Annotated in this window: 22 protein-coding genes and 1 pseudogene; 3 read left to right on the plus strand and 20 right to left on the minus strand. The window is 62.0% G+C overall.

The genetic code is table 11. From position 1 onward, the window contains the following. Positions 1–210: 210 nt before the first annotated feature. On the minus strand, positions 211–1,887 hold the full coding sequence (locus ACVWZM_RS01560; RefSeq protein WP_456851565.1) for a winged helix-turn-helix domain-containing tetratricopeptide repeat protein: 1,677 nt from the start codon (positions 1,885–1,887) through the stop codon (positions 211–213). A 223-nt stretch (positions 1,888–2,110) separates the two neighbouring features. Here ACVWZM_RS01560 and ACVWZM_RS01565 point away from each other — a divergent pair, with 223 nt between their 5' ends. Then, on the plus strand, positions 2,111–3,058 hold the full coding sequence (locus ACVWZM_RS01565) for a helix-turn-helix domain-containing protein (RefSeq protein WP_456848437.1): 948 nt from the start codon (positions 2,111–2,113) through the stop codon (positions 3,056–3,058). 390 nt (positions 3,059–3,448) lie between these two features. After that, a complete protein-coding gene (gene poxB / locus ACVWZM_RS01570) occupies positions 3,449–5,188 on the plus strand; it encodes a ubiquinone-dependent pyruvate dehydrogenase (protein ID WP_456848435.1) in 1,740 nt (579 codons plus the stop codon). A gap of 514 nt (positions 5,189–5,702) precedes the next feature. On the opposite strand, the gene ACVWZM_RS01575 is transcribed toward poxB, so the two are convergent. Both ACVWZM_RS01575 and ACVWZM_RS01580 read right to left on the minus strand, forming a co-directional pair. Beyond that, positions 5,703–6,701: a helix-turn-helix domain-containing protein gene (locus ACVWZM_RS01575; RefSeq protein WP_456851567.1), complete on the minus strand. Its 999-nt coding sequence runs from the start codon at positions 6,699–6,701 to the stop codon at positions 5,703–5,705. A 167-nt stretch (positions 6,702–6,868) separates the two neighbouring features. After that, a complete protein-coding gene (locus ACVWZM_RS01580) occupies positions 6,869–7,471 on the minus strand; it encodes a glutathione S-transferase (RefSeq protein ID WP_456848431.1) in 603 nt (200 codons plus the stop codon). A 122-nt stretch (positions 7,472–7,593) separates the two neighbouring features. Here ACVWZM_RS01580 and ACVWZM_RS01585 point away from each other — a divergent pair, with 122 nt between their 5' ends. Then, on the plus strand, positions 7,594–8,499 hold the full coding sequence (locus ACVWZM_RS01585; RefSeq protein ID WP_229193104.1) for a LysR family transcriptional regulator: 906 nt from the start codon (positions 7,594–7,596) through the stop codon (positions 8,497–8,499). A 175-nt stretch (positions 8,500–8,674) separates the two neighbouring features. Here ACVWZM_RS01585 and ACVWZM_RS01590 read toward each other — a convergent pair. The 17 genes and pseudogenes from ACVWZM_RS01590 to ACVWZM_RS01670 all read right to left on the minus strand — a co-directional run. Further along, a pseudogene (locus tag ACVWZM_RS01590) lies at positions 8,675–8,794 on the minus strand (nitronate monooxygenase); the annotation flags it as partial. Positions 8,795–8,834: 40 nt separating this feature from the next. Further along, a complete protein-coding gene (locus tag ACVWZM_RS01595) occupies positions 8,835–9,194 on the minus strand; it encodes a hypothetical protein (RefSeq protein ID WP_456851570.1) in 360 nt (119 codons plus the stop codon). 191 nt (positions 9,195–9,385) lie between these two features. Further along, on the minus strand, positions 9,386–9,619 hold the full coding sequence (locus ACVWZM_RS01600; protein ID WP_141340152.1) for a DUF6894 family protein: 234 nt from the start codon (positions 9,617–9,619) through the stop codon (positions 9,386–9,388). Beyond that, a complete protein-coding gene (locus ACVWZM_RS01605) occupies positions 9,616–9,846 on the minus strand; it encodes a hypothetical protein (RefSeq protein ID WP_456851572.1) in 231 nt (76 codons plus the stop codon). The genes ACVWZM_RS01600 and ACVWZM_RS01605 overlap by 4 nt, the downstream gene beginning before the upstream one ends. Positions 9,847–10,440: 594 nt before the next feature. Beyond that, a complete protein-coding gene (locus ACVWZM_RS01610; RefSeq protein WP_141340154.1) occupies positions 10,441–10,896 on the minus strand; it encodes a hypothetical protein in 456 nt (151 codons plus the stop codon). A gap of 5 nt (positions 10,897–10,901) precedes the next feature. Beyond that, complete coding sequence (locus ACVWZM_RS01615) at positions 10,902–11,297, minus strand: cytochrome o ubiquinol oxidase subunit IV (protein WP_168857402.1); 396 nt, start codon at positions 11,295–11,297, stop codon at positions 10,902–10,904. After that, a complete protein-coding gene (locus ACVWZM_RS01620; RefSeq protein WP_456851573.1) occupies positions 11,294–11,926 on the minus strand; it encodes a cytochrome c oxidase subunit 3 in 633 nt (210 codons plus the stop codon). Before ACVWZM_RS01620 ends, ACVWZM_RS01615 begins: the two co-directional genes overlap by 4 nt. Continuing rightward, positions 11,923–13,854, minus strand: a complete 1,932-nt coding sequence (gene cyoB, locus ACVWZM_RS01625; protein WP_456851575.1) for a cytochrome o ubiquinol oxidase subunit I — start codon at positions 13,852–13,854, stop codon at positions 11,923–11,925. Before cyoB ends, ACVWZM_RS01620 begins: the two co-directional genes overlap by 4 nt. A 54-nt stretch (positions 13,855–13,908) precedes the next feature. Further along, a complete protein-coding gene (gene cyoA, locus ACVWZM_RS01630; RefSeq protein WP_229189007.1) occupies positions 13,909–14,784 on the minus strand; it encodes a ubiquinol oxidase subunit II in 876 nt (291 codons plus the stop codon). 1 nt (position 14,785) lies between these two features. Further along, complete coding sequence (locus tag ACVWZM_RS01635) at positions 14,786–15,817, minus strand: heme o synthase (RefSeq protein WP_456851577.1); 1,032 nt, start codon at positions 15,815–15,817, stop codon at positions 14,786–14,788. Between the two features lie 45 nt (positions 15,818–15,862). After that, complete coding sequence (locus ACVWZM_RS01640) at positions 15,863–16,882, minus strand: 3-hydroxyacyl-CoA dehydrogenase NAD-binding domain-containing protein (protein WP_456851579.1); 1,020 nt, start codon at positions 16,880–16,882, stop codon at positions 15,863–15,865. Positions 16,883–16,903: 21 nt separating this feature from the next. Then, positions 16,904–17,827, minus strand: a complete 924-nt coding sequence (locus ACVWZM_RS01645) for a 3-hydroxyacyl-CoA dehydrogenase (RefSeq protein ID WP_456851581.1) — start codon at positions 17,825–17,827, stop codon at positions 16,904–16,906. Between the two features lie 53 nt (positions 17,828–17,880). Then, positions 17,881–18,663 carry an enoyl-CoA hydratase gene (locus ACVWZM_RS01650; protein ID WP_456851583.1) on the minus strand — a complete coding sequence of 261 codons (783 nt, stop codon included), beginning with the start codon at positions 18,661–18,663 and terminating at the stop codon, positions 17,881–17,883. A 30-nt stretch (positions 18,664–18,693) separates the two neighbouring features. Then, positions 18,694–19,935 carry a CaiB/BaiF CoA transferase family protein gene (locus ACVWZM_RS01655; RefSeq protein ID WP_456851585.1) on the minus strand — a complete coding sequence of 414 codons (1,242 nt, stop codon included), beginning with the start codon at positions 19,933–19,935 and terminating at the stop codon, positions 18,694–18,696. A 27-nt stretch (positions 19,936–19,962) separates the two neighbouring features. Beyond that, positions 19,963–20,862, minus strand: a complete 900-nt coding sequence (locus ACVWZM_RS01660) for an enoyl-CoA hydratase-related protein (RefSeq protein ID WP_456851587.1) — start codon at positions 20,860–20,862, stop codon at positions 19,963–19,965. Continuing rightward, positions 20,862–22,076, minus strand: coding sequence for an acyl-CoA dehydrogenase family protein (locus tag ACVWZM_RS01665; RefSeq protein ID WP_456851589.1), 1,215 nt, complete (start codon positions 22,074–22,076; stop codon positions 20,862–20,864). The genes ACVWZM_RS01660 and ACVWZM_RS01665 overlap by 1 nt, the downstream gene beginning before the upstream one ends. A gap of 169 nt (positions 22,077–22,245) precedes the next feature. Continuing rightward, positions 22,246–23,001 carry a helix-turn-helix domain-containing protein gene (locus tag ACVWZM_RS01670; protein WP_456851591.1) on the minus strand — a complete coding sequence of 252 codons (756 nt, stop codon included), beginning with the start codon at positions 22,999–23,001 and terminating at the stop codon, positions 22,246–22,248. Between the last annotated feature and the right edge of the window lie 42 nt (positions 23,002–23,043).

Genomic DNA, 23,043 nt, shown 5'->3' on the forward strand with positions numbered 1-23,043 from the left:
TCGACGCCTTGCAAACGAGCCACCCCGCGGAGGAACCCGACTTCTCGAAAGCGGACTTGCCGCGGCGCTAACAGACGCCAGTTGGCTCACACGGCTTGACGTTAGCCACGACATGAGGCGCGCCTCACCTCACGGCCGAGTCTGAAGAAACGGCAACCCGAGCGCATCCGCTCGGGGCCATTGGCGGCGCGAGCATCTTGGCTGGGATGATCATTCGGGCAGCCCTGCTTGCCGCAGCCCTTCTTCATATCGCGCGACGTCCTTGGCGCGTCGATAAGGGCCAAGGACGTCTTTGAGATTAGAAAGGCGCAGCGTTGGACTGAGTTCTCGCAGCCGAGCCACTGCCTTGCGTGCCTGCTCCTGGCGGCCGGCCATTGCGTTGCTGGCGGCGGTGATACGCAAGCCAGGTCGGTAGTCCGGGCTGCACTGCAATGCCATTTCCGCCCACGATGCCGCTTCGTCATAACGGTCCGAAAAAAAATGTGCGTACGCGGTCCCGGCCCGCATGCCCATCAGCCACGGATCGAGTGGGCTCAGACGAATGGCGCGTGCGAAGCGCTCGATCGCCGCTTCCGGCTCGCCGAGCCAGATTTTTATCCATCCGCCGAAATTCCATCCTTCGCCCAGGTTGGAATTGAGCGCCAGCGCGCGGTCGACCAAGCCGGCACCTACTCCGAGCTCCCCAACGACAAACGCCAACGCATTCCCGCCGGTGGAGAGCGCAATGGGGTCATTCTTGCCCAACTCGACGGCCCGCTGAGTGAGCGTCTTTACTTCTGCAATTGCATTCGCCGTGTCCGTGATCCAGCCGTTGATTTTAGCGATGAGGTAGCAAGAGGCTGCACGACCGTAGGCGGTCGCAAATTCCGGGTCGAGCTCGATTGCCCGTTTGAAAAGACGCAATGCCTCCTCGTTCGCTTGCCGGTTGCCAAACTGATGGAGACCGGCCAGACCGCGCAAATAGATGGCGTAGGCATCGAGACTGGCGATCGGCTTGCGTTTGGCGCGCTCGATCTCAGCCTTTTCCACCGCGGGCGCGATCGCCCCGACAACGCTCTCGGTCACCCGGTCCTGCAACTCGAAGATGTCGCCGAGCTCGCCATCGAAACGGTCCGCCCAAATATGCGCTCCGGTGGCGGCATCGACGAGCTGTCCCGTGATGCGCACCCGGTTTGCCACCTTGCGAACGCTCCCCTCCAACACGTAGCGTACCCCGAGCTCACGCCCCACCTGTTTCACGTCGACGGCCCGCGCCTTGTAGGTGAAGCTTGAGTTTCGGGCGATGACGAATGGCTCCTTGAAACGGGACAGCGCCGTGATGATGTCTTCGGCCATTCCATCGGCAAAGTATTCCTGTTCGACATCGCCCGACATGTTCTGAAACGGAAGCACCGCAATGGAAGGCTTGTCCGGCAGCGGAGGCGGGCTCTCTGCCGCGGCAGCAAAAAATGGCGCAGCCTCTCGCGCTCCAGTAGGCGCATCGACCTCAAAGGCCCTGATTGTCTCCTGGATGTTCTCTACACGTGGGACGCCAACCTTCCGACCCGGGTCCGCGACCAAGGTTCGTGTCGGCAATTCTTCCTCGGTGATCTGGCCAACAAAGCGGAGGCCTCTGCGAGAAACCGTCCGGATCAGACGTTGCTCTTTGCCGGTGTCCCCTACTGCCTTGCGCACGGCATTGACGTGGCTGGTCAGCGTGGATTCGGACACGATCCGTCCGTCCCACACCGCCTTCAAAAGATCGTCCCTTGTCACGACCTGTTCGCGGTTTTCAACCAGGAAGAGCAGCAGGTCGAACACCTTCGGTCCAACGGGGACGAGTTCGGAGCCTCGCCTGAGCTCGCGCCGCCCGGCATCCAGGCGATAATCTTCAAACAGAAACGGCACTTGTGATCCTTCTTGGACAAGAAGCCAAGGAAAACTCAATCGCAATTCGGGCCGGCTACAAGGTCTTTTCCGCTGAAAACTGTACACATTTTCATATCCTTCGGGAACAAGGGTTCTGCCCGCCCTGCACCCGACGCGCACTGACGTGCGCATCCCCCCTACGAACCCAGCCAGGCCAGGTCACGGCCACAACCTGCATTCCCGCTGAGGCGAGCATACGTTCATGAACAAGCACATCTCGCGCGATGCCTTGGAGGACGCGTCAGGTGCGCCTGAGGCGTGCCAAGTCACTCCGGCCCATGTCGAGCGACCTCACCCTAGTGCAGAAATGGCGCGGGTGGTCGGGACCACCCCACTTCACATGGCTTTGGATTCCTGCGGCGCCGGCATCGCCCATTGGAAGCATGACCCGCTGCACGACGTCGTCGCGCCCATGAGCCATCACGTGATCATGGCGTACAACGGCACGGTGCAGCGCATAGTGCGGCGGACGGGAAGCGCGGTCGCTATCGGTACGCTTCGCCCCGGAGCCGTGATCATCATTCCCGAAGGATCGAGCTCTCGGTGGGACATTCCGAAGCCTGTCGACGTCGTCCAACTCTATCTTCCGCACACCACGCTCGAGCGGGTTGCAGGTGAGCTCGACAGCACCACCTCAACCGATCTCCTGGAGCGGACGGCACAGCCCGATCCCATTACATCTCGATTGCTCCTGACAGCGGCCGGTGCCATGGACGGCAACGGCCTGGATACCCTTTTCAGGCATCAGCTGATGGACCTCGTGACCACGCGCCTGCTGGCTGCGCATGTCGGTGTGCCGACCACGTTCCAGCCGACGCTGGGCGGCCTCTCACCGATAGTGTTGCGCCGCGCCATCGAGCGCCTGCGTTCGGATAACGATGCGGACGTATCGCTCGCGGCGCTCGCTTCTGATGCCGGTCTTTCGCGATTTCACTTCTGCCGCGCCTTCAAGGAAAGCACCGGGCTCTCCCCGCATGCTTGGCGACGCCAGCAACGGCTGGAGGAAGCTAAAAATATGCTACGCGACACCGACGCGTCGGTGCTCTCAATCGCGGTCGCGCTCGGCTATTCTTCCCAAACCGCGTTCGCCGCGGCGTTCAGGAAGCTAACGGGCGATACCCCGAGCAATTGGCGACGGCGTGCGCGTTAGCGCGCCGCCTATGGCACCTGCAGGCCTGAATGTCAGGTGCTTTCCGGTCCGCAGCGCCACCTTCGTGCGCCCACCCCGCAGACTCACGAGGTAGGAATGCAAGAGCATGCCTGCTGGCGCTGAGAAGGCGCGGATGACTTGCGTAGTTGACACCCGGCGGCGTGCGCAAGTCTGGCCGCGAACTCGGTTGCAAATTAGGAGAAAGCCGCTGGCGGGAATGTAGCTTCATTCTCAGTCGTCATCCTCGTGTTTTCAGCAACTCCTGACAAAACAGCGGCAACCGAAGAAAAGCCACTGTCCGATGCATCGGTATCCTGAGCGCTCCGAGAAAGGACCCGTGCTGACAGCCTTTTGGCCGAACGCGGCTTGCTCAACATTCGAGGACGCGCCATGCCTGCCAAAACCGTTGCTGACCAATTCGTTGAGACGCTGGCGGCGGCCGGCATTAAGCGCATCTACGGCGTGGTTGGGGACAGTCTCAACGGCTTGACGGATGCGATCCGGCGTCATGGCGGGATCGACTGGGTCCACGTTCGTCACGAGGAGGTCGCCGCTTTCGCCGCGGGCGCCGAGGCCCATCTGACGGGCGAGCTCGCAGTCTGCGCCGGAAGCTGCGGGCCGGGTAATCTGCACCTCATTAATGGTCTGTTCGATTGTCATCGATCCCGCGTTCCTGTACTCGCAATCGCTGCGCATATTCCCTCCGCCGAGATCGGCAGCGGCTATTTTCAGGAAACCCACCCGGAGAACCTGTTCAAGGAATGCAGCCACTATTGCGAGCTCGTGTCAGGAGCAGATCAGATGCCGCGAGCGTTGCAGGTCGCGATCAAGGAAGCAGTCGGCAAGCGAGGCGCGTCGGTGCTTGTCATTCCTGGCAACGTCGCGCTGCAGGCGGCTATGACTGCACCAGCCCCAAAAGCCGATAGCTTGCTGCCGCCGATGCCGGTCGTAACGCCGGCAACCGACGACCTCGAAAAGCTTGCTAGACTGCTCAATGGCACGAGCCGCGTGACCGTCCTCTGCGGCTCCGGCTGCGCGGGAGCGCATGACGAACTTCTAGCCCTGGGCGAACGGCTCCAGGCGCCCATGGTGCACGCCCTGCGGGGGAAGGAACATGTCGAATGGGAAAACCCATACGACGTGGGCATGACGGGTTTGATTGGCTTTTCCTCCGGCTATTACGCCATGCGCGACTGCGACCTCTTGCTCATGCTCGGGACCGATTTTCCCTATCGGCAATTCTATCCAGACAACCGCGATGCCCGTATCGTGCAGGTCGATTTGAGGCCGGAGAATATCGGCCGCCGTGCCACTGTCGATCTCGGTGTGGTGGGTGATGTCCGGGCGACGCTTGCGGCATTGCTTCCCTTGCTCAAGACAAAAGCCGACGGCACACATCTGGCACAGGCGCAGCGCCACTACACCAAGGCGCGCAAGGCGCTGGACGAGCTTGCCGTGGCCATGCCGGGCAAGGCACTGATTCATCCACAACAGGTCGCAAAGACGATCAACGACCAGGCTGCAGATGACGCGGTGTTCACCTGCGACGTCGGCCTGCCAACGGTTTGGGCTGCCCGCTACCTGGCGATGAACGGAAAGCGCCGTCTGCTCGGCTCGTTCTGGCACGGCTCCATGGCCAATGCCATGGCGCAGGCCGTGGGGGCGCAGGCCGCCTATCCCGGCCGCCAGGTAATCTCGCTCTCGGGTGATGGCGGCTTCACCATGCTGATGGGCGATCTTCTCACCCTTGCCCAACAAAGGCTGCCCGTAAAGGTCGTCGTGTTCAACAATGGTGCCCTGGGCTTCATCGAGCTGGAGCAGAAGTCGACGGGAATTCTCAACTACGGCACCGAGCTCAAGAATCCGAATTTCGCAGCGATGGCCGAAGCCGCGGGCATACGCGGCATCCGCCTCGAGCATTCATCCGACGTCACGGAAGGAATTGCTGCGGCGCTCGCGCACGACGGTCCAGTGCTGATCGATGCGGTCGTGAACCGGAGCGAACTCGCCATGCCGCCCTCGGTCACACTGGAAATGGCCAAGGGTTTCACCATGTACATGATCAAGGCCGTGATCAGCGGCCGCGGCGACGAGTTGATCGACCTGGCCAAAACGAACCTCTGGAGATGAGGAGGCCAGCATCTTCAGCTCAAGCAACGGTCATGTACATTACTGGCGAACGGATGCCGGCGCGCACATATCCTCCTCGCATGCGGCCTACGACCTGCTGCTTGCAAGTTTCTCGAAGTATTTAGAAACTGGGTGGTGTGGATTGGCAGAGAGTAACGGTTCCTTTAGACGGCGCTTCCTGCGTTTATTCGTTCCGGCCGAGACAAAGGGTCCTGCACCTGTCATGGCGCATTTCAACGGTTTGGACGGACTGAAGGAGTTTCTTTTTCTCTCGGGCTTTCCAAACGCTCTTGCCAGGCGCGGGGTCTCGGCGTTGGTGGTTGATAAACCGGGAGTTGGCGAACCGTTGCGCAAACATGGCTTGCATATTTTTGCCGAAGTCGAGGTGCCTGCAAGCGCGTGTATCGATTTATCTCGAAACGTGCCCGGAAGGTCCAATCACTCATAAAAACTGAATCATCAAATACCAGGTCACAATGCCGACCGCGCTGACGCGGCCGCCTCGCGCCCGCGATCACGCCAGAATCGGAAGAGCCCGACTGATATCGTCCACCGACGGGTCGCGTTCCCACGATCCAAGCCCCCGACGATACTGGCCGGGCGCCAGACCGGTCGCCTGCCGGAACGCGCGTGAAAAATTGGCTTGGCTGGAAAAGCCGAGTGCCAGTGCAATCTCGACCAAGGGGAGATCACCTTCGATCAGCAGGAGTTTCGCGCGCTCGAGGCGCTTGGTACTCACATAGCGATGGGGAGATTGTCCGACGGCCTGCTTGAAGGCGCGGGCAAAGTGGTAGCGGCTCAGAGCCGCCGTTGATGCCATGCGATCAAGAGTGAGATCGCCTTCGAGGTTTGCTTCGATATAATCCAGCACGCGGAAGAGCCTGCGGCGATCGAGCCCTTCTCTCGCTAAGCGGGTAACAAAGGAGGCAGTTGGCGTACAGATGTGTTTTTGAATCAGCCTGGCGGCCATGCTGCTTGCCAGTGACTCGACCAGCAGCGTGCCTGCAGAGGTTTCGGCCTGCAGTTCCGACGCGATGGCCCGCGCCATCTCGCCTAGTAGCGGATCTTCGAAGGCGCTCTGATATCTCAGGAAGCCGAGCACCGACTCATCGACGTCGATACCGAGCTTGCTCGGGGAGAACTGGCTCGAGGGAAGATGGATATGCATGATTTCCGGCAGATCGTTGGCGATGTCGACGGAGCCGTCCCGCCAACCCGCGGGAGTTAGCCATACGGTGCCGGCGCGGGTGACCTTTTTATCCACGATCCCGGAAGCACGCCGCGTGATGAGCGACCCATTACCACGGATATCGATACAAATCTCGGTATCGGATTGCGTGCCTTGCCAGGGAATTACGCTTTTGCCATGAGTGCGCACCTCGGCCGACAGGCCAGACCAGCCTCGATTCATCGAAGACAACAATAACTTCGTCGGACCGCGACTCTGCCAACGGTCGCCGTGAGGCTGTGGTTCTACGCTCGCGCCGGCTGGCTGCTCTCGTCGAATCTCCATGATGCCCTCCCGAGGGTTGGACGTTGCTATCTTCTGAACCAGGCTTTTCGAAATTTGCCGCGATGCGACGAAACTCGAGAGGATCCTCCCAGATCATCGAAGGGCGTTCGGTGGATCGTCCCGAACCGAAGTCGCCGTCACGCGGTGATCAGGCGTCGGCGCACCGCTCATGCCCGAGGGATCGTCGCGATATAGGAAGGACGCTTGGCGAAGCCCGCATGCCAAGCTGCCAGGCCGGGATGGGTCTCGCGCCAGTCCCAGTCGGCGAAGCGCGAGTCCAGATAGCCGAGGGCGCAAGCGGCGCTGATTGTGCCGATGGTTACAGGCCCCTCGAGCTCCGCCGCCTCCGCCTCCATACGGTCGAGCGCATTCCGGATCTTGGTCGTCTGGCGCTCGATCCAGGCTTCGCTGCGTCCAGACTCCTGGCGCAGGTTCAGCTCGTAGCGGATCAGGAGCGCGGCATCCAACAGTCCATCGGCCAGGGCTTGCCAGCGCAGCGCGCGCCAGCGGGCCTCGCCCGCGGCGGGCAGCAGGTTCGGTCCGTCATGCCGCGAGTCGAGATACTCGCAGATTACAGGGCTGTCGTAGAGCGGGCCGAAATCGGCCTCCAGCACCGGGATCTTGCGCACCGGGTTGTACGCCGACAGACCGTTTGCCGGGTCCTCGGTGTTAATGAGGACCAGCTCGATCCGGTCCTGCTGGCCGGTCTCGATGGCGACGATCCGGGCCTTGCGGGAGAAGGGCGAGAACGGATTGTAAAACATTTTCATAGTCGTCTCCAGGTTGAGGAAATCAATCAGGACCAGTCCCGGAGAGATCATTCATTCGTGGTGCATTCGGTAGGTGATTGTGCCTACTATCATCCATAAGCAGCCCTTTGAGATCGGTGGCGATGGACCGTTTCATCACGATGGCAACCTTTGTGCGGGTGGCGGAGCTCGGCAGCCTGTCGGCGGCAGCGCGAGAGCTGGGGCTGACCCAGCCTGCGGTCAGCCAGCAGGTGGCAGCGCTGGAGCGGCGGCTGGGCGTGCGCCTCCTGAACCGCAGCACCCGCCGCCTTGCGCTGACCGAGGCCGGTGAGCGCTACCACATCCAGGCCCGCCGAATCCTCGAGGCGGTGACCGAGGTCGAGGACGGGGTGACCGAGGCGGCGGGCACGCTGAGCGGCATCCTGCGGGTGCATGCGCCGGTCGGGTTCGGCCAGGCGCATGTGGCGCCGATCTTGATCGGCTTCCAGCGGCTTCACCCGAAGCTGGCGGTCGAGCTGATCACCGACGACCGATACGCCGATCTCATCGGCGAGGCTGTCGACGTGGCCATCCGTCTCGGCACGCTCGCTTCCCCAGGGCTGGTGGCGCGGCGTCTGGCGATGCTACGGCGGATTTTGGTAGCTTCTCCGGAGTACGTCGCCGTCGAGGGATGCCCGCAAACGCCGGAAGATCTGGCGCGCCACCCGCATGTGCGCTTCAGCTGGTCGGCGGCGGGGGACGTCCTGTCGCTGAATGGCCCGGACGGGCCGCTGGAGGTGCGCGTGCGATCGCGCTTCCTCGCCAACAATACGTTCGTGCTGGTCGAGGCGATCCGCGCCGGCATTGGCGTCGGCGGCGCCCAAGTGCCGCTCGTACAGCCGCTGCTCGAGAACGGCGCATTGGTGCGGGTCATGGAGGACTACGCTTACGCTCCGCTGGAGCTGCATGCGATCTATCCTTCCGGCCGCTTCGTGCCGCGTCGGGTCCGCGCTTTCGTCGACTACCTCGCCGCCGCACTGCCAACCATTCCGGGTCTTGAGCGGGAATGATCCGGGCACCCTAGGCGATTAGTGGTCGACTGATTGAAGGTGCCATCAGCGCGTCGGGCCACACTTCGCCATTGAAGGGGCCCGCCGGAGAGATCCTCCGAACGCAAACTGGCACTATGCCTGCTTGAGCATGGTAATCGTTGTCTGGGGCGCCGCACGGTCTGGACTTGCCCGTCATGGCAAGGCCGCCGGCATTCGACAACGCTGATGCGAGTTCGGCAAAGCCGACATAATGCATGCCGCCCTGGATGATCGGATACCGGATACCGAACAATTCGGTGATTGCTGTCTTCAATTGGAAACTCCGCTTTCCGCCCGTTGGACGATTTCGAGCGTCAGTTTCGCTGGGCGGTCCAGTACCCCGAACAACGCGCACGTCCCGAATAGCCGCCCCATGTCCCGCGACCGGAATCGCCCGAGAGCCGGCCCGACCCGGACGCATATTTGTCCGGAACGCTCACCGAGGCGCTGACGGCGCCCGAGCGAGCAACACGGCCCTTGAACTTCACGAGGTTGGGGTGCGTGACGACGCCGTCAGTGATGTTGACAGAGAGATCATAGGTCGGGTCGCACGCGCCTCGCCGCGTCACGAAGAGAAGTTCCCAAGACCCATCATACGCCGAGCGGGCTTGTGCGACCGATGCGAAGGCGACCAGGCAACTCGCGGCTATGGCACACGTAAAGAGATTTTTCATCGTGATATCCTTTTGCTTTCCTCATTCGCGCCGTCATGCCCCGAAGGGGGCGGCCGGTCCTCGGGAGGGGGAAAGGACCGGCCGCGGGGAAGCCCGGCGAGGGACAGGGGGGAAGAAACGCGCCGGGGACCCAAGCTGCCTTTCAGCGTCGAAGGGTACTGTCGGCTATCGTCTTGCGACGCATGCTGACATCAATGCGGCTTGCCAAGTACGAAAGCGAAGGGGACGACGAACAGCTCATCGCCCTGGTCGTCACTGACATGCAGGACCCAGTCACGCCAGTCCTCGAGGCTGTGCTCGCTGGTGAAGGATCGCACGAGGCGGGTCGCATGATCGCGCGCCTCAGCGAGATCGTTCACCACGGCCCCGGAGTGATCGAGGAAAACCTTCTTCGTGGTGGAGCGGTGGAAAAATACCTGGGTCATGTCCGGTCTCCTTCAAACCGCGCCTGGCTTTCGGCATGGGTGGCCGCGCGGGCCAATGCCTTGGCCGCATCGACATGCGAAGCTTGCGCCGCTCGCCGCTCGTACAAGTCGGCCAGGGCCTTCAGCTGATGCGCAACTGCCAGATCTGTCATGGTGCTGGCGGAGTGGAGCAAGGCCTGCGCGGTTTTCAGATATTCCCTGCCTCGTCGTGAAATCTGCAACGTCATGGAACCCTCCTTCGGGCCAGCGATCAGCGGGATCGATGTGGCCTGGCTCCGTTATGCAGATTTTTCCCGGGCGCGGCTTTGCTCTGGTTGTCGCGATTTTGTCATAGGTTGCTGTCGATGGCGGCCGGTGACCCTGGCCGATCCGCCCGTGAATTTCGTAGCCAGATCTCGCATCGGCCGAGCGGGGTCGACAGCTGATCGGCGCGTCTCCTCACCGGAGTAACGCCAGACCTGCCGATGAGCTACTTAGATGCTCTATTCGGTTCCGTCGGGCTTCACTTTTGAGTCAGCAGAAAGGAGAACGCTCGATCGATCCCAGGCTCGGGCCAGATCGAATTGAATCCACTCAGGACTCAAATGGATGTCCAGTGAATCAAGTCGTCCAGGCCCAAGGTTCTGATAGCCGTACGGAATGTTTGGAGGACCAAACACAACGTCACCAGCTTCAGCATCGATAGTCCTTTCGTTCCCGTGCAACGGGACTAGTGAGGCGCATGGTCGAAGGCTTTGCTTCGAATGTTGGGATTTTGTCGCTGGTTGCTTAGAACACCGCGGCGGGCTCGTACCAAGGTCCCTGATGCCCGGCATCCGCGGTCAAAGCTGCCGGTCGCGCATCTCGTCGAATTCCTCGCGGCAGGCCTCGCTGAATTCGCGCAGCAGGTCAATGGATCCGCGTTTGGCCATGTCACGCAGTTCGCCGAAACTCTTGTCCGGCTCCAAATAGGTATCCATGATCGTCTTGGCGATGTGCTCGGCACTTCGCACGACCGGCCTGGAGGACAGCACTCGCATCCTGTTGAGCTTCGCATACAGCGCAACCAGGCCGGGGGTACCGGCACTTACCTCATGATGCTGAAGCGCATCGATGTGACATCTCGAGGCTTCCTCGATGAAATCCCTGTAGAGGATCTGCCGCCGGTTTTTCTCATGAAGCAACCATTGCGCGCGGACCTGGCTTCGGTGGTTGAGCCAATTGGCGATTCCGCTGCTCAGGCCGCCAATGGTCGCGCCGATAAGGGCGGCGAGCGCAGAAATGATGGAAGCGTCCATGTGTTTTAGCGCTGCATTTGCAAATTCATCATCTCGCCATGCGCCATCATGTTCTCATTCAGATTGGCCATAATCACGAGGGAGCCCGCGAGGACGAGGATTACGATGAGCACGCCAAACGCGAGCGCCAGGATATTGTGGGTGCTGTCCGGCCCCGTCGTAATGTGAAGAAAGAACACTAGGTGCACGCCCATCTGGGCGATGGCAAGGACCGCAAGTCCGGCCGGCACGCCAGGAGCCCAGATTGCCGACGTGTTGGCCACCCAGAACGATGTGGCTGTCAGGATCGCCGCCAGCAGCAGGCCGATCGTGTTGACGAGCAGGCCGGAAGACGCGCTTCGCTCCGAGGCCGGAATCGCCGGCCGATCTCCGGGGGCAACATCCCAACGTGTGTCGGTCATGGCAGGACTCCCATCAGGTAGACAATTGTAAAGATCAGGACCCAGATGATGTCGAGTGCGTGCCAGAACAGGGAGAAGCAGTGCAAGCGGCGCACCACGACCTGCTGGAAGCCTCGCTGCGACAGTTGAACCATCATGAGGACCAGCCAGCCCAGTCCGACCGCTACGTGCAAGCCGTGACATCCGACCAGCGTGAAAAAGGCGGAAAGAAACGCGCTGCGTTGCGCGGACGCCCCCACCGCCATCATGTTCTGGAATTCACTGAGCTCGAGATTGAGAAAGGCCGCACCCAGGAGGAACGTTACCACGGCACCGAAGAAGGTACCGAGATGATGGCGCGAATTGATGGCGAGCGACATCAGTCCGCAGCTGTAGCTGGAGAACAGGAGAAACGCAGTCTCCATCGCGGCATTGCGCAGATCGAACAACTGGGCACCGGTCGGACCACCCGCAGTCGCCTTTGCGAGCACGGCATAGCTCGCAAACAGCGCCGAGAACATCACGATGTCGCTCAGCAGGAAGATCCAGAACCCGAAGCCGGCGATGATTCGCTTGGACGCGGGACCCGCCTCGGCGACATCAAGGAGTTCGGCCCTGTGTACGGCGTCTGCCTCAACCAGGATGTTCATAGCGACACCTCCACCGGATGTGTCCGATCGAACCGGGCAAGCTGTTCCGCTGGGATCTCGACTTCGTCCTCCGTGCGGAACATGAAGGCGAGCCACGTTATGGTCGCGCCGAGAAGCCCGACGCCTGCCATCCACCAGATGTGCCAGATCAGGGCGAAGCCGATAATCACTGCGAAGAACGCGGTCACGAAACCGGCCGGACTGTTCTTGGGCATTTCGATCGGCTCGTACCTGCGCCGCCGCCCGGACAAATCCTGCTCCGCGAGCACACGCTGCTTCTTTGCCCAGAAGGCATCGATCTCATCCGCACGAGGCAGCACCGCAAAATTCCAGGCCGGCGGCGGCGACGCGATGGACCATTCCAGGGTGCGTCCGTTCCAGGGATCGCCCGTGGTGTCGCGGAGCTGCTCGCGGTCGCGAATGGACACCGCGAGCTGCACGACCTGACAGATGATTCCGGCCATGACGATGACAGCACCTGCCTCCGCGACCAGCAGCCAGGGCTGCCAGGCCAGCACATCATAGTGCTGCAGACGGCGGGTCATGCCCATCAGCCCGGTCACATAGAGCGGCATGAAAGCAAGGTGGAACCCGATAAACCAGCACCAGAACGCGGCTTTGCCCCAGCGTTCATCCAGCTTGAAGCCAAATGCCTTGGGAAACCAGTAATTGTAACCGGCAATCGCGCCGAACAGCACGCCCGGGATGATGACGTGGTGAAAATGGGCGACCAGGAAGACGGAGTTGTGCACCTGCCAGTCGACAGCCGGCAACGCCAGCAAAACTCCGGTGAGGCCGCCGAACACAAACGCCACCATAAAGCCGATCATCCAGAGTACCGGCACCGTGAAGCGGACGCGACCGCCATACATCGTGAACAACCAGTTGAAGACTTTGACGCCGGTCGGCACTCCGATGATCATGCTGGTGATGCCGAAGAAGGCGTTGACACCAGCACTTGCGCCCATTGTGAAGAAATGATGCAGCCACACGGTGTAAGACAGCACGCAGATCGCCAGCGTCGCGCCGACCATCGACCGGTAGCCGAACAGCGTCTTTTCGGAGAATGTCGCGCTCACCTCCGAATAGATGCCGAATGCCGGCAGCACGAGAATGTAGACTTCGGGGTGACCCCAGACCCAGAACAGGTTCACGTACATCATCGCGTTGCCGCCGGCATCCAGCGTAAAGAAGTGAAAGCCGAGGTAACGATCGAGCAGCAGCATTGCGAACAGCGCGGTGAGCACCGGAAATGCGGCCACGATCAGCAGATTCGAGGCGAGCGCGGTCCAGCAGAACACCGGCATGCGCATATAGCTCATGCCGGGCGCGCGCATCTTCAGGATCGTGGTGACGAAATTGACTCCGCTCAACAGGGTCCCGATGCCGGAGATCTGCAGGGACCACAGGTAATAGTCGACGCCGACACCCGGCGAGAACTGCAGCTCGCTGAGCGGCGGATAGGCAACCCAGCCGGTCTTGGCGAATTCGCCGACCAAGAGCGAGACATTGATCAGCAGGACTCCCGTTGCAGTGAGCCAGAAGCTTGCGGAATTCATCGTGGGAAACGCGACGTCGCGGACGCCGAGCTGCAGCGGCACGGCAAAATTCATCAGGCCGATCACCAACGGCATAGCTACGAAGAAAATCATGATGGTGCCATGCGCCGAGAAAATCTGGTCGAAATGCTCAGGTGGCAGATAGCCCTGCGCACCGCCGGCCGCGACGGCCTGCTGGGTACGCATCATGATGCCGTCCGCAAAGCCGCGCACCAGCATGAGCAGCGCAAGGACGATGTACATGACCCCGATGCGCTTGTGATCGACCGAGGTGATCCATTCGCGCCAGAGATACGGCCAGTATCCATTGATGGTGACCCATGCGAGAGCCGCAACGACGATGGCGCCGACGCTCGCCACCGTGCCCATGATGATGGGTTCATGGAACGGAATGGCGCTCCAATCGAGTTTTGCCCAGCAGGTTCATCGTTCTGCCCTCATGGATTTGGGATAAGGCACGCAGAGACCGGCAGTCGGTTGCATTGCGGCATCCATGATGCCGGCAAACAGGCCGCCCGCGACTGACCGGTAGGTGAAGGGCGCAACCGCCCTGCTCGGCCTGACCAGGTCGCTATAAGTCTGTGTGTCGAGCACCGGCCCGGCGCTGCGCGTTGCAGTCGCCCATTGGGCAAAGTCTTGGGACGCAACCGCATCGACCTTGAAAACCATGTCGGCAAAACCCGCCCCGCTATAATTCGCTGACATGCCGCGATATGTGCCGGGATGGTCGGCCACGAGGTTCAGCCGGGTCACCATTCCGGCCATGGTGTAGATCTGGCCGGCGAGCTGCGGCACGAAGAAACTGTTCATAACGCCGGAGGACGTCAGCTCGAAGCTGACCGGCGTGCCGACCGGGATCGTCAAATGATTGACGCTCGCCACGCCCTGCTCCGGGTAGATGAACAGCCATTTCCAGTCGAGCGAGACGACCTGGATCTTCAGCGGCTTTGTCGAGGAGGCAATTGGCTTCGGCGGATCGAGATCGTACGCGCCGATCCAGGCCACGGTGCCGACAAGCAGCACGGTCATCAGCGGGATCGACCAGACCAGCATCTCGATGCGGCCGGAATAGACGAAATCCGGCCGATAGCGCGCCCGCTCATTCGATGCCCGGAACCGGAAGGCAACGCCAAGCGTCGCAATGGCTACCGGGATCACGATCGCCAGCATGATGCCGGTCGCGTTGAACAGGATCTGCCGCTCGGCCAGCGCAATGGGACCCTTGGGATCGAGCACGCCGTCGCAGCCACCGAGTGTCGCGGCCGCCAGCAGGACCAGGGTAAGCGAAACGTATCGCATATCAGATCTCCCGAACCTTGATGCCGCATGCACTGCAGGCGGCGCGCAGCTGACGAGCGGCTGATGGCGACACGCTAATCCAGTCATCATGCGACAACCGCGTCGACGCGAAAGCACCGCCGTTGTGATCGACCAGAAAGGTTGCAAACAGCACGGTCAGATATGCGATGGAGTAGACGAACAGCCTGTGAGCCGCGCGACGATCGCCCGCGGCGCTCCGGTTCAGCTGGAGTGCAAGCAAGAGGAAAAGCACGCCACAGATGGCGACGATGCCGCCATAGATCGCGCCTGCAAACGCGAGCACCCAAGGCAACTCGGAAGCGAGAACAAGGAGACCGCTGTAGACAAGGATCCGCCGCGTCGTTGCCGCTCGTCCTGCAGCGACCGGCAGCATGGGAACGGCGGCACGCGCATAATCATCGGTGCGATTCAGCGCCAGCGCCCAGAAATGCGGCGGCGTCCAGAGAAAGATGATGAGGAAAAGAACCAGCGGCTCGAGTCCGATCTGCCCGGTCGCCGCGCCCCATCCAATCACCGGTGGAAGCGCGCCGGCCGCACCCCCGATGACGATATTCTGTGGTGTCGCTCGCTTCAGCCACGCCGTGTACACAACGACATAGAAGAGGATGGTGCCGGCGAGCAGCGCGCCCGCCACGAGATTCGTCACCAAAGTGAGGGTCGCGACTGCAATGACGCCAAGGGCGGTCCCGAAGACAAGCGCCTCGGCCTTCGAGACCTTGCCGCGTGGAATTGGTCGCGTCGCGGTGCGCGCCATGACCGCGTCGATGTCGGCGTCGTACCACATGTTCAATGCGCCGGCGGCTCCAGCGCCGGCTGCAATGGCCAGAATCGTGATGACCCCTGCAAGTGGTTCAAGGCGTATCGGCGCGATCATCAAGCCGACGAAGGCAGTGAACAGCGAGAGCGCCATCACGCGCGGCTTCGCCAAACTGATGAAGTGGCGCGGTCGCTCGGCCCAGCCGGACCGTGAGGTCAACCGAAGGCGCGATACTGACATCGCGATGCTGTTCATGGTGGATTCCTCAGGGAGAACATTTCCTGGTTGCGCCTGACGCGGTCAACACGGCGACGCACCAAACAGGTCGGGCGATGCCTTGAGGCTGACGGGCCCATCGCTCGAATCGGCGCTCGTCCCCGCACGCTTGGTGCGCAGTTCCAGCAGACCGAGCAAAATCTCGTCTCTTTCGGCCTCGAGCTCCGCGATGCTGCGCGATCCGACCTCGGCATGAACGCCGTCGATCAGCTTCTTCTGCACCTCGGGCGTGAGCACGGGCGAACCGAGTGTCTTCCACGACGCGCTCATCGGGCCGGCAAACTGGTGCAGGAAATGCTCGATGCCGCCGGGGCCGCCGCCGAGGTGATTGAGCATCATGTTGCCCATGATGCCCCAGCGCAGACCCGGCCCCCAGGACAGAGCGTCGTCGACGTCAGCAGCGCTCAGCACATCCTCGGCAATGAGGTAATAGACTTCCCGAGCCAGCGCGCCCTGCAGGCGGTTGGCGACATGGCCCGGCATTTCCTTGTTGAGCCGCACGGCTTTCTTGCCGATCGACTTATAGAAAGCGATCGCGCGCTGCACCGTCTGTTCCGAGGTCTTGCTCCCGCCAACCACCTCAACCAGCGGAATCAAGTGCGGCGGATTGAAGGGGTGACCAATGACGCAACGCTCCGGATGCAACGCTGCGCCCGACTGAATGTCACTCATCTTGATCCCGGACGAGCTCGACGCGATTATCACGTCAGGCGGCAGCAGCTCGTCTAGCTGTTTGTACAGCCTCTGCTTGAAGTCCAGCCGCTCGGGTCCGTTCTCCTGGACGAGGTCGACGCCGACAACAGCTTCGGCAAGGCCGGCGGTGAACTTCAGGTTCGACAGCGACGCGCCGGGCGACAGGCCGAGCCGTTCGAGCGCCGGCCAGGCCGACTTCACGAACTTCCGCAGCGCGGTCTCCGCATCGGGCGCGATGTCCGTTGCGACGACTTCAAGTCCCTTGGCGAGGTACTGCGCGGCCCAGCTCGCGCCGATCACGCCGGTTCCGATGATAGCGATGCAGCGAATGGGTTTGGTAGTGATGGTCATGTCAGTGCTCCGATGCGTTTTCTAGAGAGCGACGTAGGCGACGCCGGTGAGATTGCCTTGAGCCGCGAGAACCGTGCGCTTGTTGGTACCGTCGAGGTTGGCGACGTAAAGGGAGCCGGCGAGGTCTGTTGCGAACAGCCTGTTACCCGGGACATCCAAGGCGAGGCCAATGCCTTCCATCAGGTTCGACACCACGATCTGCGGCGCGTTATGCCCGGGCTTTGCGTCGATCGGCGCGCGATTCACGGTGTTACCGCGTGGAGGATTGCCGCGGTCGGTCCAGTAGAGAAGACGCCGGTCAGGATCGATCTCGAGATCGATCGGCTCGGGCAGGCCGTCGAACAGGACCTCGACATCGCTGCGGTTAGCTGGCGTTTCACCTTGCGGCATGTCGATTCCGGCGCGCAGGATGCGCCCGACTTCGGCGTTGTCGCCGCCCTTCTGCGTCCAGTAGATTTGTTGCCGTTCGGGATCGACGGCAATGCCAACGCACCAGCGCGTCTGGTCGCGCCGGTCGTCCTCGCCGTCTCCGGTCTGGATCAAGGTCTCGATCTGCGATCCGTCGAGGTTGGCGCGCATGACACGCATCCCCTCCCGGTCGGACCAGTAGAGCTTGCGGTTCGCCTTATCGAGATGGAGCTGTTTCGGCGTGAACGTGCCGCCCGGGAGGATGATGAACATCCGGTTGCTGCCATCGAAGTCGGCGCGCTCGATCGAGCCGTCGTTACGGCTGGGAACACCCATGTTGGTCCAGTAGACGTGACCGGCAGCGGCGTCGACGGCGATGCCGTCAGGATAGGGGCAGTCGGTGGCAACGACCTTGCGGTTCGTCCCGTCTGGATCCATGGAAAGGACACGCCCTCCGCTCAGGTCGAGGAGAAACAATCGGTCGGAATGGGTCGCGCCCGATGGCGCCTTTGCTCGTGTGGCCTGCAGTACGGTCATGTTCTGTCCTTTCGTGTCAGGGCTGTCTCGATGATGCATGGCGTCGCGTGGGCCTACTTGGCCGCTGCCGGAGCTGTCGAGCGGGTGAAGTTGGGCGGACGCTTCTCGAGGAACGCCGCGAATGCTTCTCGGGCCTCGGCGGAGTGCAGCCGCTCGCCAAATTCTCGGCTTTCCACTTGGATGGCCGCCTTGACCTGGTCGACGAAGCCTCGCTTGAGCAGCCGCTTGGCGGCGCGCAATGCACCGGCCGGCTTTGCCGCGAGCTTTCTAGCCGTTTCCGTCGCTGTGACGAACAACCGAGCGTCGGGGACCACGCGGGTCACAAGGCCCAGCTCCGCAGCACGCGCGGCGCCGAAAGTCTCGCCCAACAGGAACAATTCTGCCGCCCGCAGGTACCCGATGCGGGCCGGAATCGTGAAGCTCGATCCGAACTCGGGCACGAGCGCGAGGTCGATGAACGGCAGCTTGAACTTCGCACTCTCGCCTGCGAAGACGAAATCGCAGTGAGTCAGCATCGTGGTGCCGCCTCCGACAGCCGCGCCCTGCACGGCTACGACGATCGGCTTTTCGAACTTGATGAACGCATCCATCAAGCGGGACTGCGGGCTCTCGCCGGGCGCCGGAGTCTTGAGAAACTCCTTGACGTCGTTGCCGGCGCAGAAGGTGTCACCGGCGCCGTGCCAGCGCACGACACGGACGTCGTCGTCTTCGGCCGCCTCGTTGAGGATCTGCGCCAGCTGCAGATACATGCCGTTCGTCATCGCATTCTTCCGCTCGGGGCGATTGAACTCGACCCGCAGAATGCCGTCGGAACGCTCGGTAATGATGTCGCTCATGATCTGTTGCCTTTCATGCCGGCGAAGCCATCAAGTCGCGCTTTCCTGCTTGCGGGATGGCGCCGGTTTCGCAATAGCGCCGCTTTCGCGCAGGCTGTCGATGCTCCTGGGGTTGAACCCGAGTTCGGCGAGAATCTGCTCGGTATGCTCACCGAGGTCCGGTGCACGCTGCGCTGGAGCCTTGTCCACGCCGTGGATCTGGATCGGACTGGAGATCGTGGAGGTCAGCTTGCCGCCGGCGCCGTTGAGCGGAACGACGATATCGTTTGCCGTCAGTTGCGGATCGTTGACGACCTCTTGCGGTGCGCGCACTTCACCGAAGGTGACGTTGACGTCGGCAAACACCAAATGCCAATGTGCCATGGGCTCGGCGCCGAAGACCTCGTCGAAGACTTCGGTGAGCTTCGACATGTTGGCGACGAGCTGCTTGGGATCGGAGAAATGCGGGTCGATCAGCAGGTCCGGGCGGCCGATGGCGTTCGCCACAGCAGCGAACTTGTCGGGCGTCACGATCAGAACGAACCAGGTGCCGTCGGCGGAACGATAGACGTTCGCCGCCGCATTGGCAGGATGCGTGCGGTCGTGCATCGGCGGAAACTTGGCGCCGGCGAGAGCTGCCTGAATGGAAACACTCGCGGACCACACGCCCTGGGCCAGCAGAGATGTCGTGACATACGAGCCCTTGCCGGTGCGCTCGCGCCGGTACAGGGCGGTCACGATCGCCGCATAAAGACCGACGGCCGTGGCGTTGTCGCCGCTGCCTCCCACCGGCCAGGTGGGCGGCGCGCCGGCATCGCGCGTCATCGACAACAGACCGCTGCGCGCCCAGTACGAAGTGATGTCGAAGCCGGGCAGCTCGGCATCCGGCCCGTGCTCGCCGAAGCCCGTCAGGTCGGCGTAGATCAGGCGTGGATTCCATCCCGCGACGTCGTCATATTCGAGCTTCAGCTTCTTGCGCGCGTGGTGCGGCGTGTTGACGATGAACACATCCGCCCAGTTGGCGAGCTCGAAGATAACCTGCTGCGCGCTCTGTGACTTGAGGTCGAGTGCGATGCTCCGCTTGTTGCGGTTGGAGAGATGCCACTGATAGGGATCGTGGGAATTCGGCTGAAACGCTACCTTGTGCCCATTGCGCCAGGGATCGCCGTGCGGCGGCTCGACCTTGACGACGTCGGCGCCGAAGTCGGAGAGGATCACAGCCGCGCCCGGTGCGGCCACGAAGCTCGAGAAGTCCACGACCTTCAAGCCCGAGAAAATGTTTTCGTTTGCCATTTGCGTTTCTCCTGAAAATGATTGTGATCAACGTCCCGCAAAATGCGGTGCGCGCTTTTCGAGGAAGGCTGAGGTCCCTTCCCTCTTGTCTTCGGTACCGGCGCAGAGCCCGAAGTAGGATGCTTCAAGGGCCAAGCCTTCGTTCTGGCTTGTCTCCATTCCCTTGTTCACGGCATCGAGGGCGTACGTGACGGCGATCGGCGCGTTGGCGACGATCTCGTTCAGGATTGCCTCTGCGCGTGCGATCAGGTCTGCAGCTGGGACGACCTCGTTGACGAGCCCGATGCGGCAGGCCTCCTGAGCGCCGATCAGTCCGCCCGACAAGATGAGCTGGAGGGCACGACCCTTCCCAACCAGGCGCGGCAGCCGCTGCGTGCCGCCACCTCCGGGAAGCAATCCGAGCTTCACCTCGGGCTGGCCGATCCTTGCATGCTCCACCGCGATGCGGATCGTACATGCCATCGCGGTCTCGCAGCCGCCGCCGAGCGCAAATCCATTGATCGCTGCGATCACCGGCTTGCCGAGATTTTCGATCAGATCGAGGACCTGCTGGCCGAAGCGGCTCGACCGTTCAGCGTCGATCGCACTCGCTTGCGCCAGGCCACCGATGTCGGCGCCGGCGATGAAGGCCTTGTCGCCCGCGCCCGTCAGGATGACGCCGCGCACAGCAGGATCATTCTGCGCGTCCGCGAAAGCGGCCTGCAGCTCCTGCCACGTCGGTACGTTCAGGGCGTTGAGCACCTTGGGCCGGTTGACCGTTACGTAGGCGATCGCGCCCTGCTTCGTGTAGAGGACATTCGTGAGCGTCAGCGCTCTTGTAGCGATGGCGGCAACCGCCGGAGGCGGTGTAATTGTTGTTGTCGACATATCGATTGCTCCTGCCTGAGGGACAGGCCGGCGCCAGAGCGCCGGCCCGGTCTGCGACATCACACGAAAGCGCTGAACCCGGTGATCGCCTTGCCGACGATCAGGTTTTGCATCTGGTAAGTGCCTTCGTAGGAGTAGATCGCTTCAGTGTCGGCAAAGAAGCGCGCCACGTTGTAGTCGACCACGATCCCGTTGCCGCCCAGCACCTCGCGGGCCCAGGCGACCGTTTCCCGCGCCTTGCTGGTGCAGAACGCCTTGACGATCGCTGCCTGCGCATCCGTCAGCTTGCCCGCCGCTTCCAGCTGCACCGCGCGCGCCAGCATGGATTGGCAGGCTACGATGTTGCCCAGCATTTTCGCCAGCAGCTCCTGAATCAGCTGAAACGATGCAATCGGCTTACCGAACTGCAGGCGCTCCTGGGCGTACTTGAGGGCATGTTCGTAAGCGCCCATCTGGGCGCCCGTGATTTCCCAGCCAACGCCATGCCGGGTACCGCGCAGCACCAGCGCAGGATCGCGAAACGTTCCCTTGCCTCCCTGCAGACGGTTGGAGTCAGGCACGCGGCAGTCGGTCATCGTGATCTGGCCGTTCTGCACAACTTTCAGTGCGATCTTGTTCTCGATTTTCTCGACGCTGAAACCCGGCGTCGTCTTGTTCTCGACGATGAAACCCTTGACTTGGTTGTCGGCGACGTCGCGCGCCCAGACGATCGAGATGTCGCACCACGGCGCGTTGCCGATCCAGCGCTTCTGGCCGTTGAGGATCCAGGTGTCGCCGTCGCGTTTTGCCGTGGTGAGGAGTCCAGCACCGGCGCCAGAGCCCACCAGCGGCTCGGTCAGCGCGAAGCAGCCGACTTTTTCCATGCGCGCCATCGGCGGCAACCATTTCTGCTTCTGCTCCTCGGCGCCCGCAAGGTAGATGGATTCCATCGCGAGACCGGTGTGAACACCGTGGAAGGTACAGAACGAAACGTCGGTTCGCGCGATCTCCAGCGCGACCAGTGCAACCAGCAGCGGGCTTCCGCCCGGGCAGCCGTAGCCATTGATGCCGATGCCGGCGATGTTGAGCTCCTTGTACGACGGCAGCAGCTCAAACGGGAACGTGTCCGCGGCCCAGTGCTTGTTGATGATGGGCTGGACCTTCGTCTCCATGTAGGTGCGCACTTTCTTGACGATCGCCCGCTCCTCGTCGCCCAGCAGGTCAGCGAATTGAAAAAAGTCGCTATTTGGCGGCGGAAGCTGCTTCGAAGGCCTCAGTGCGGTAGCGGTGGCCATGTTGATCTCCTGCGTTGTCCGGCCGCGGCTCCGGCGCTGGCCTCTTTGCTCATGGCATCGAAGGTACGGAAGCCGTTGGCCAACGGCTTTGCATCATGTGCTGTCGTTTTGTCTTTTGTTGCTGGCGAAAGGCGCTGCAGTGCAAATGCGCGCATGCGCCCGCCCGCCGCTACTGCGCGCCCAGGTTCTGGCGATATTGACCCGGCGCCTGACCTGTTGCTTGCTTGAATGCGCGGGTGAAACTGGCCTGGTCGGAAAAGCTGAGCGCCAGCGCGATGTCCGCCAGCGGCCTGTCGCCCCCGGTCAGCAACGCCTTCGCGCGCTCCAGGCGCCGGACACTAACGTGACGATGCGGGGATAATCCCATGGCCTGCCTAAACGCCCGCGCAAAATGGTACCTGCTCAGGCAGGCAATCGAGGCTATGCGATCGAGGGTGAGATCGCCTTCCAGATTGGTTTCAATGTAATCCAGCACTCGCTGGAGCCGGCGTCGATCGAGCGCTCCCCTCGCGGCGGGGAAGATGGACTGGCCAGTCGATTTCCTGATGTACCTTTGCACCAACCTCGCCGCCAGACTCGATGCGAGGCCTTCAATGAGCAAGCTTCCGGCGGCCGTTTCAGCCACCAGCTCCGATGCGACCGCGCGTCCGATTTCGGCCAGCAACGGATCTTCGAGAGCACTTTCGTAGCTTAGCCCGCCGATTGCCGACGCATCTATATTGATAGCGAGATTGCCCGGAGAGAAGTGGCTGAGGGGAAGATAGATATGCAACACGCCGCTCATATCTTCGGCGATATCAAGCGAACCTTCCTGCAAGCCGGGAGGCGAGAGCCACACCGTGCCCCGCCTTACGGCGATCCGGCTTTCGATGCCCGGGGCCCGCCGAGCAATGAATGATTTATTGCCGCGGACATCGACGCACATTCTGATCTCGGATTGCGGGGTTCTCCATGGAAACACCGCCCT

It is taken from the genome of Bradyrhizobium sp. USDA 4501 (genome assembly GCF_054062115.1).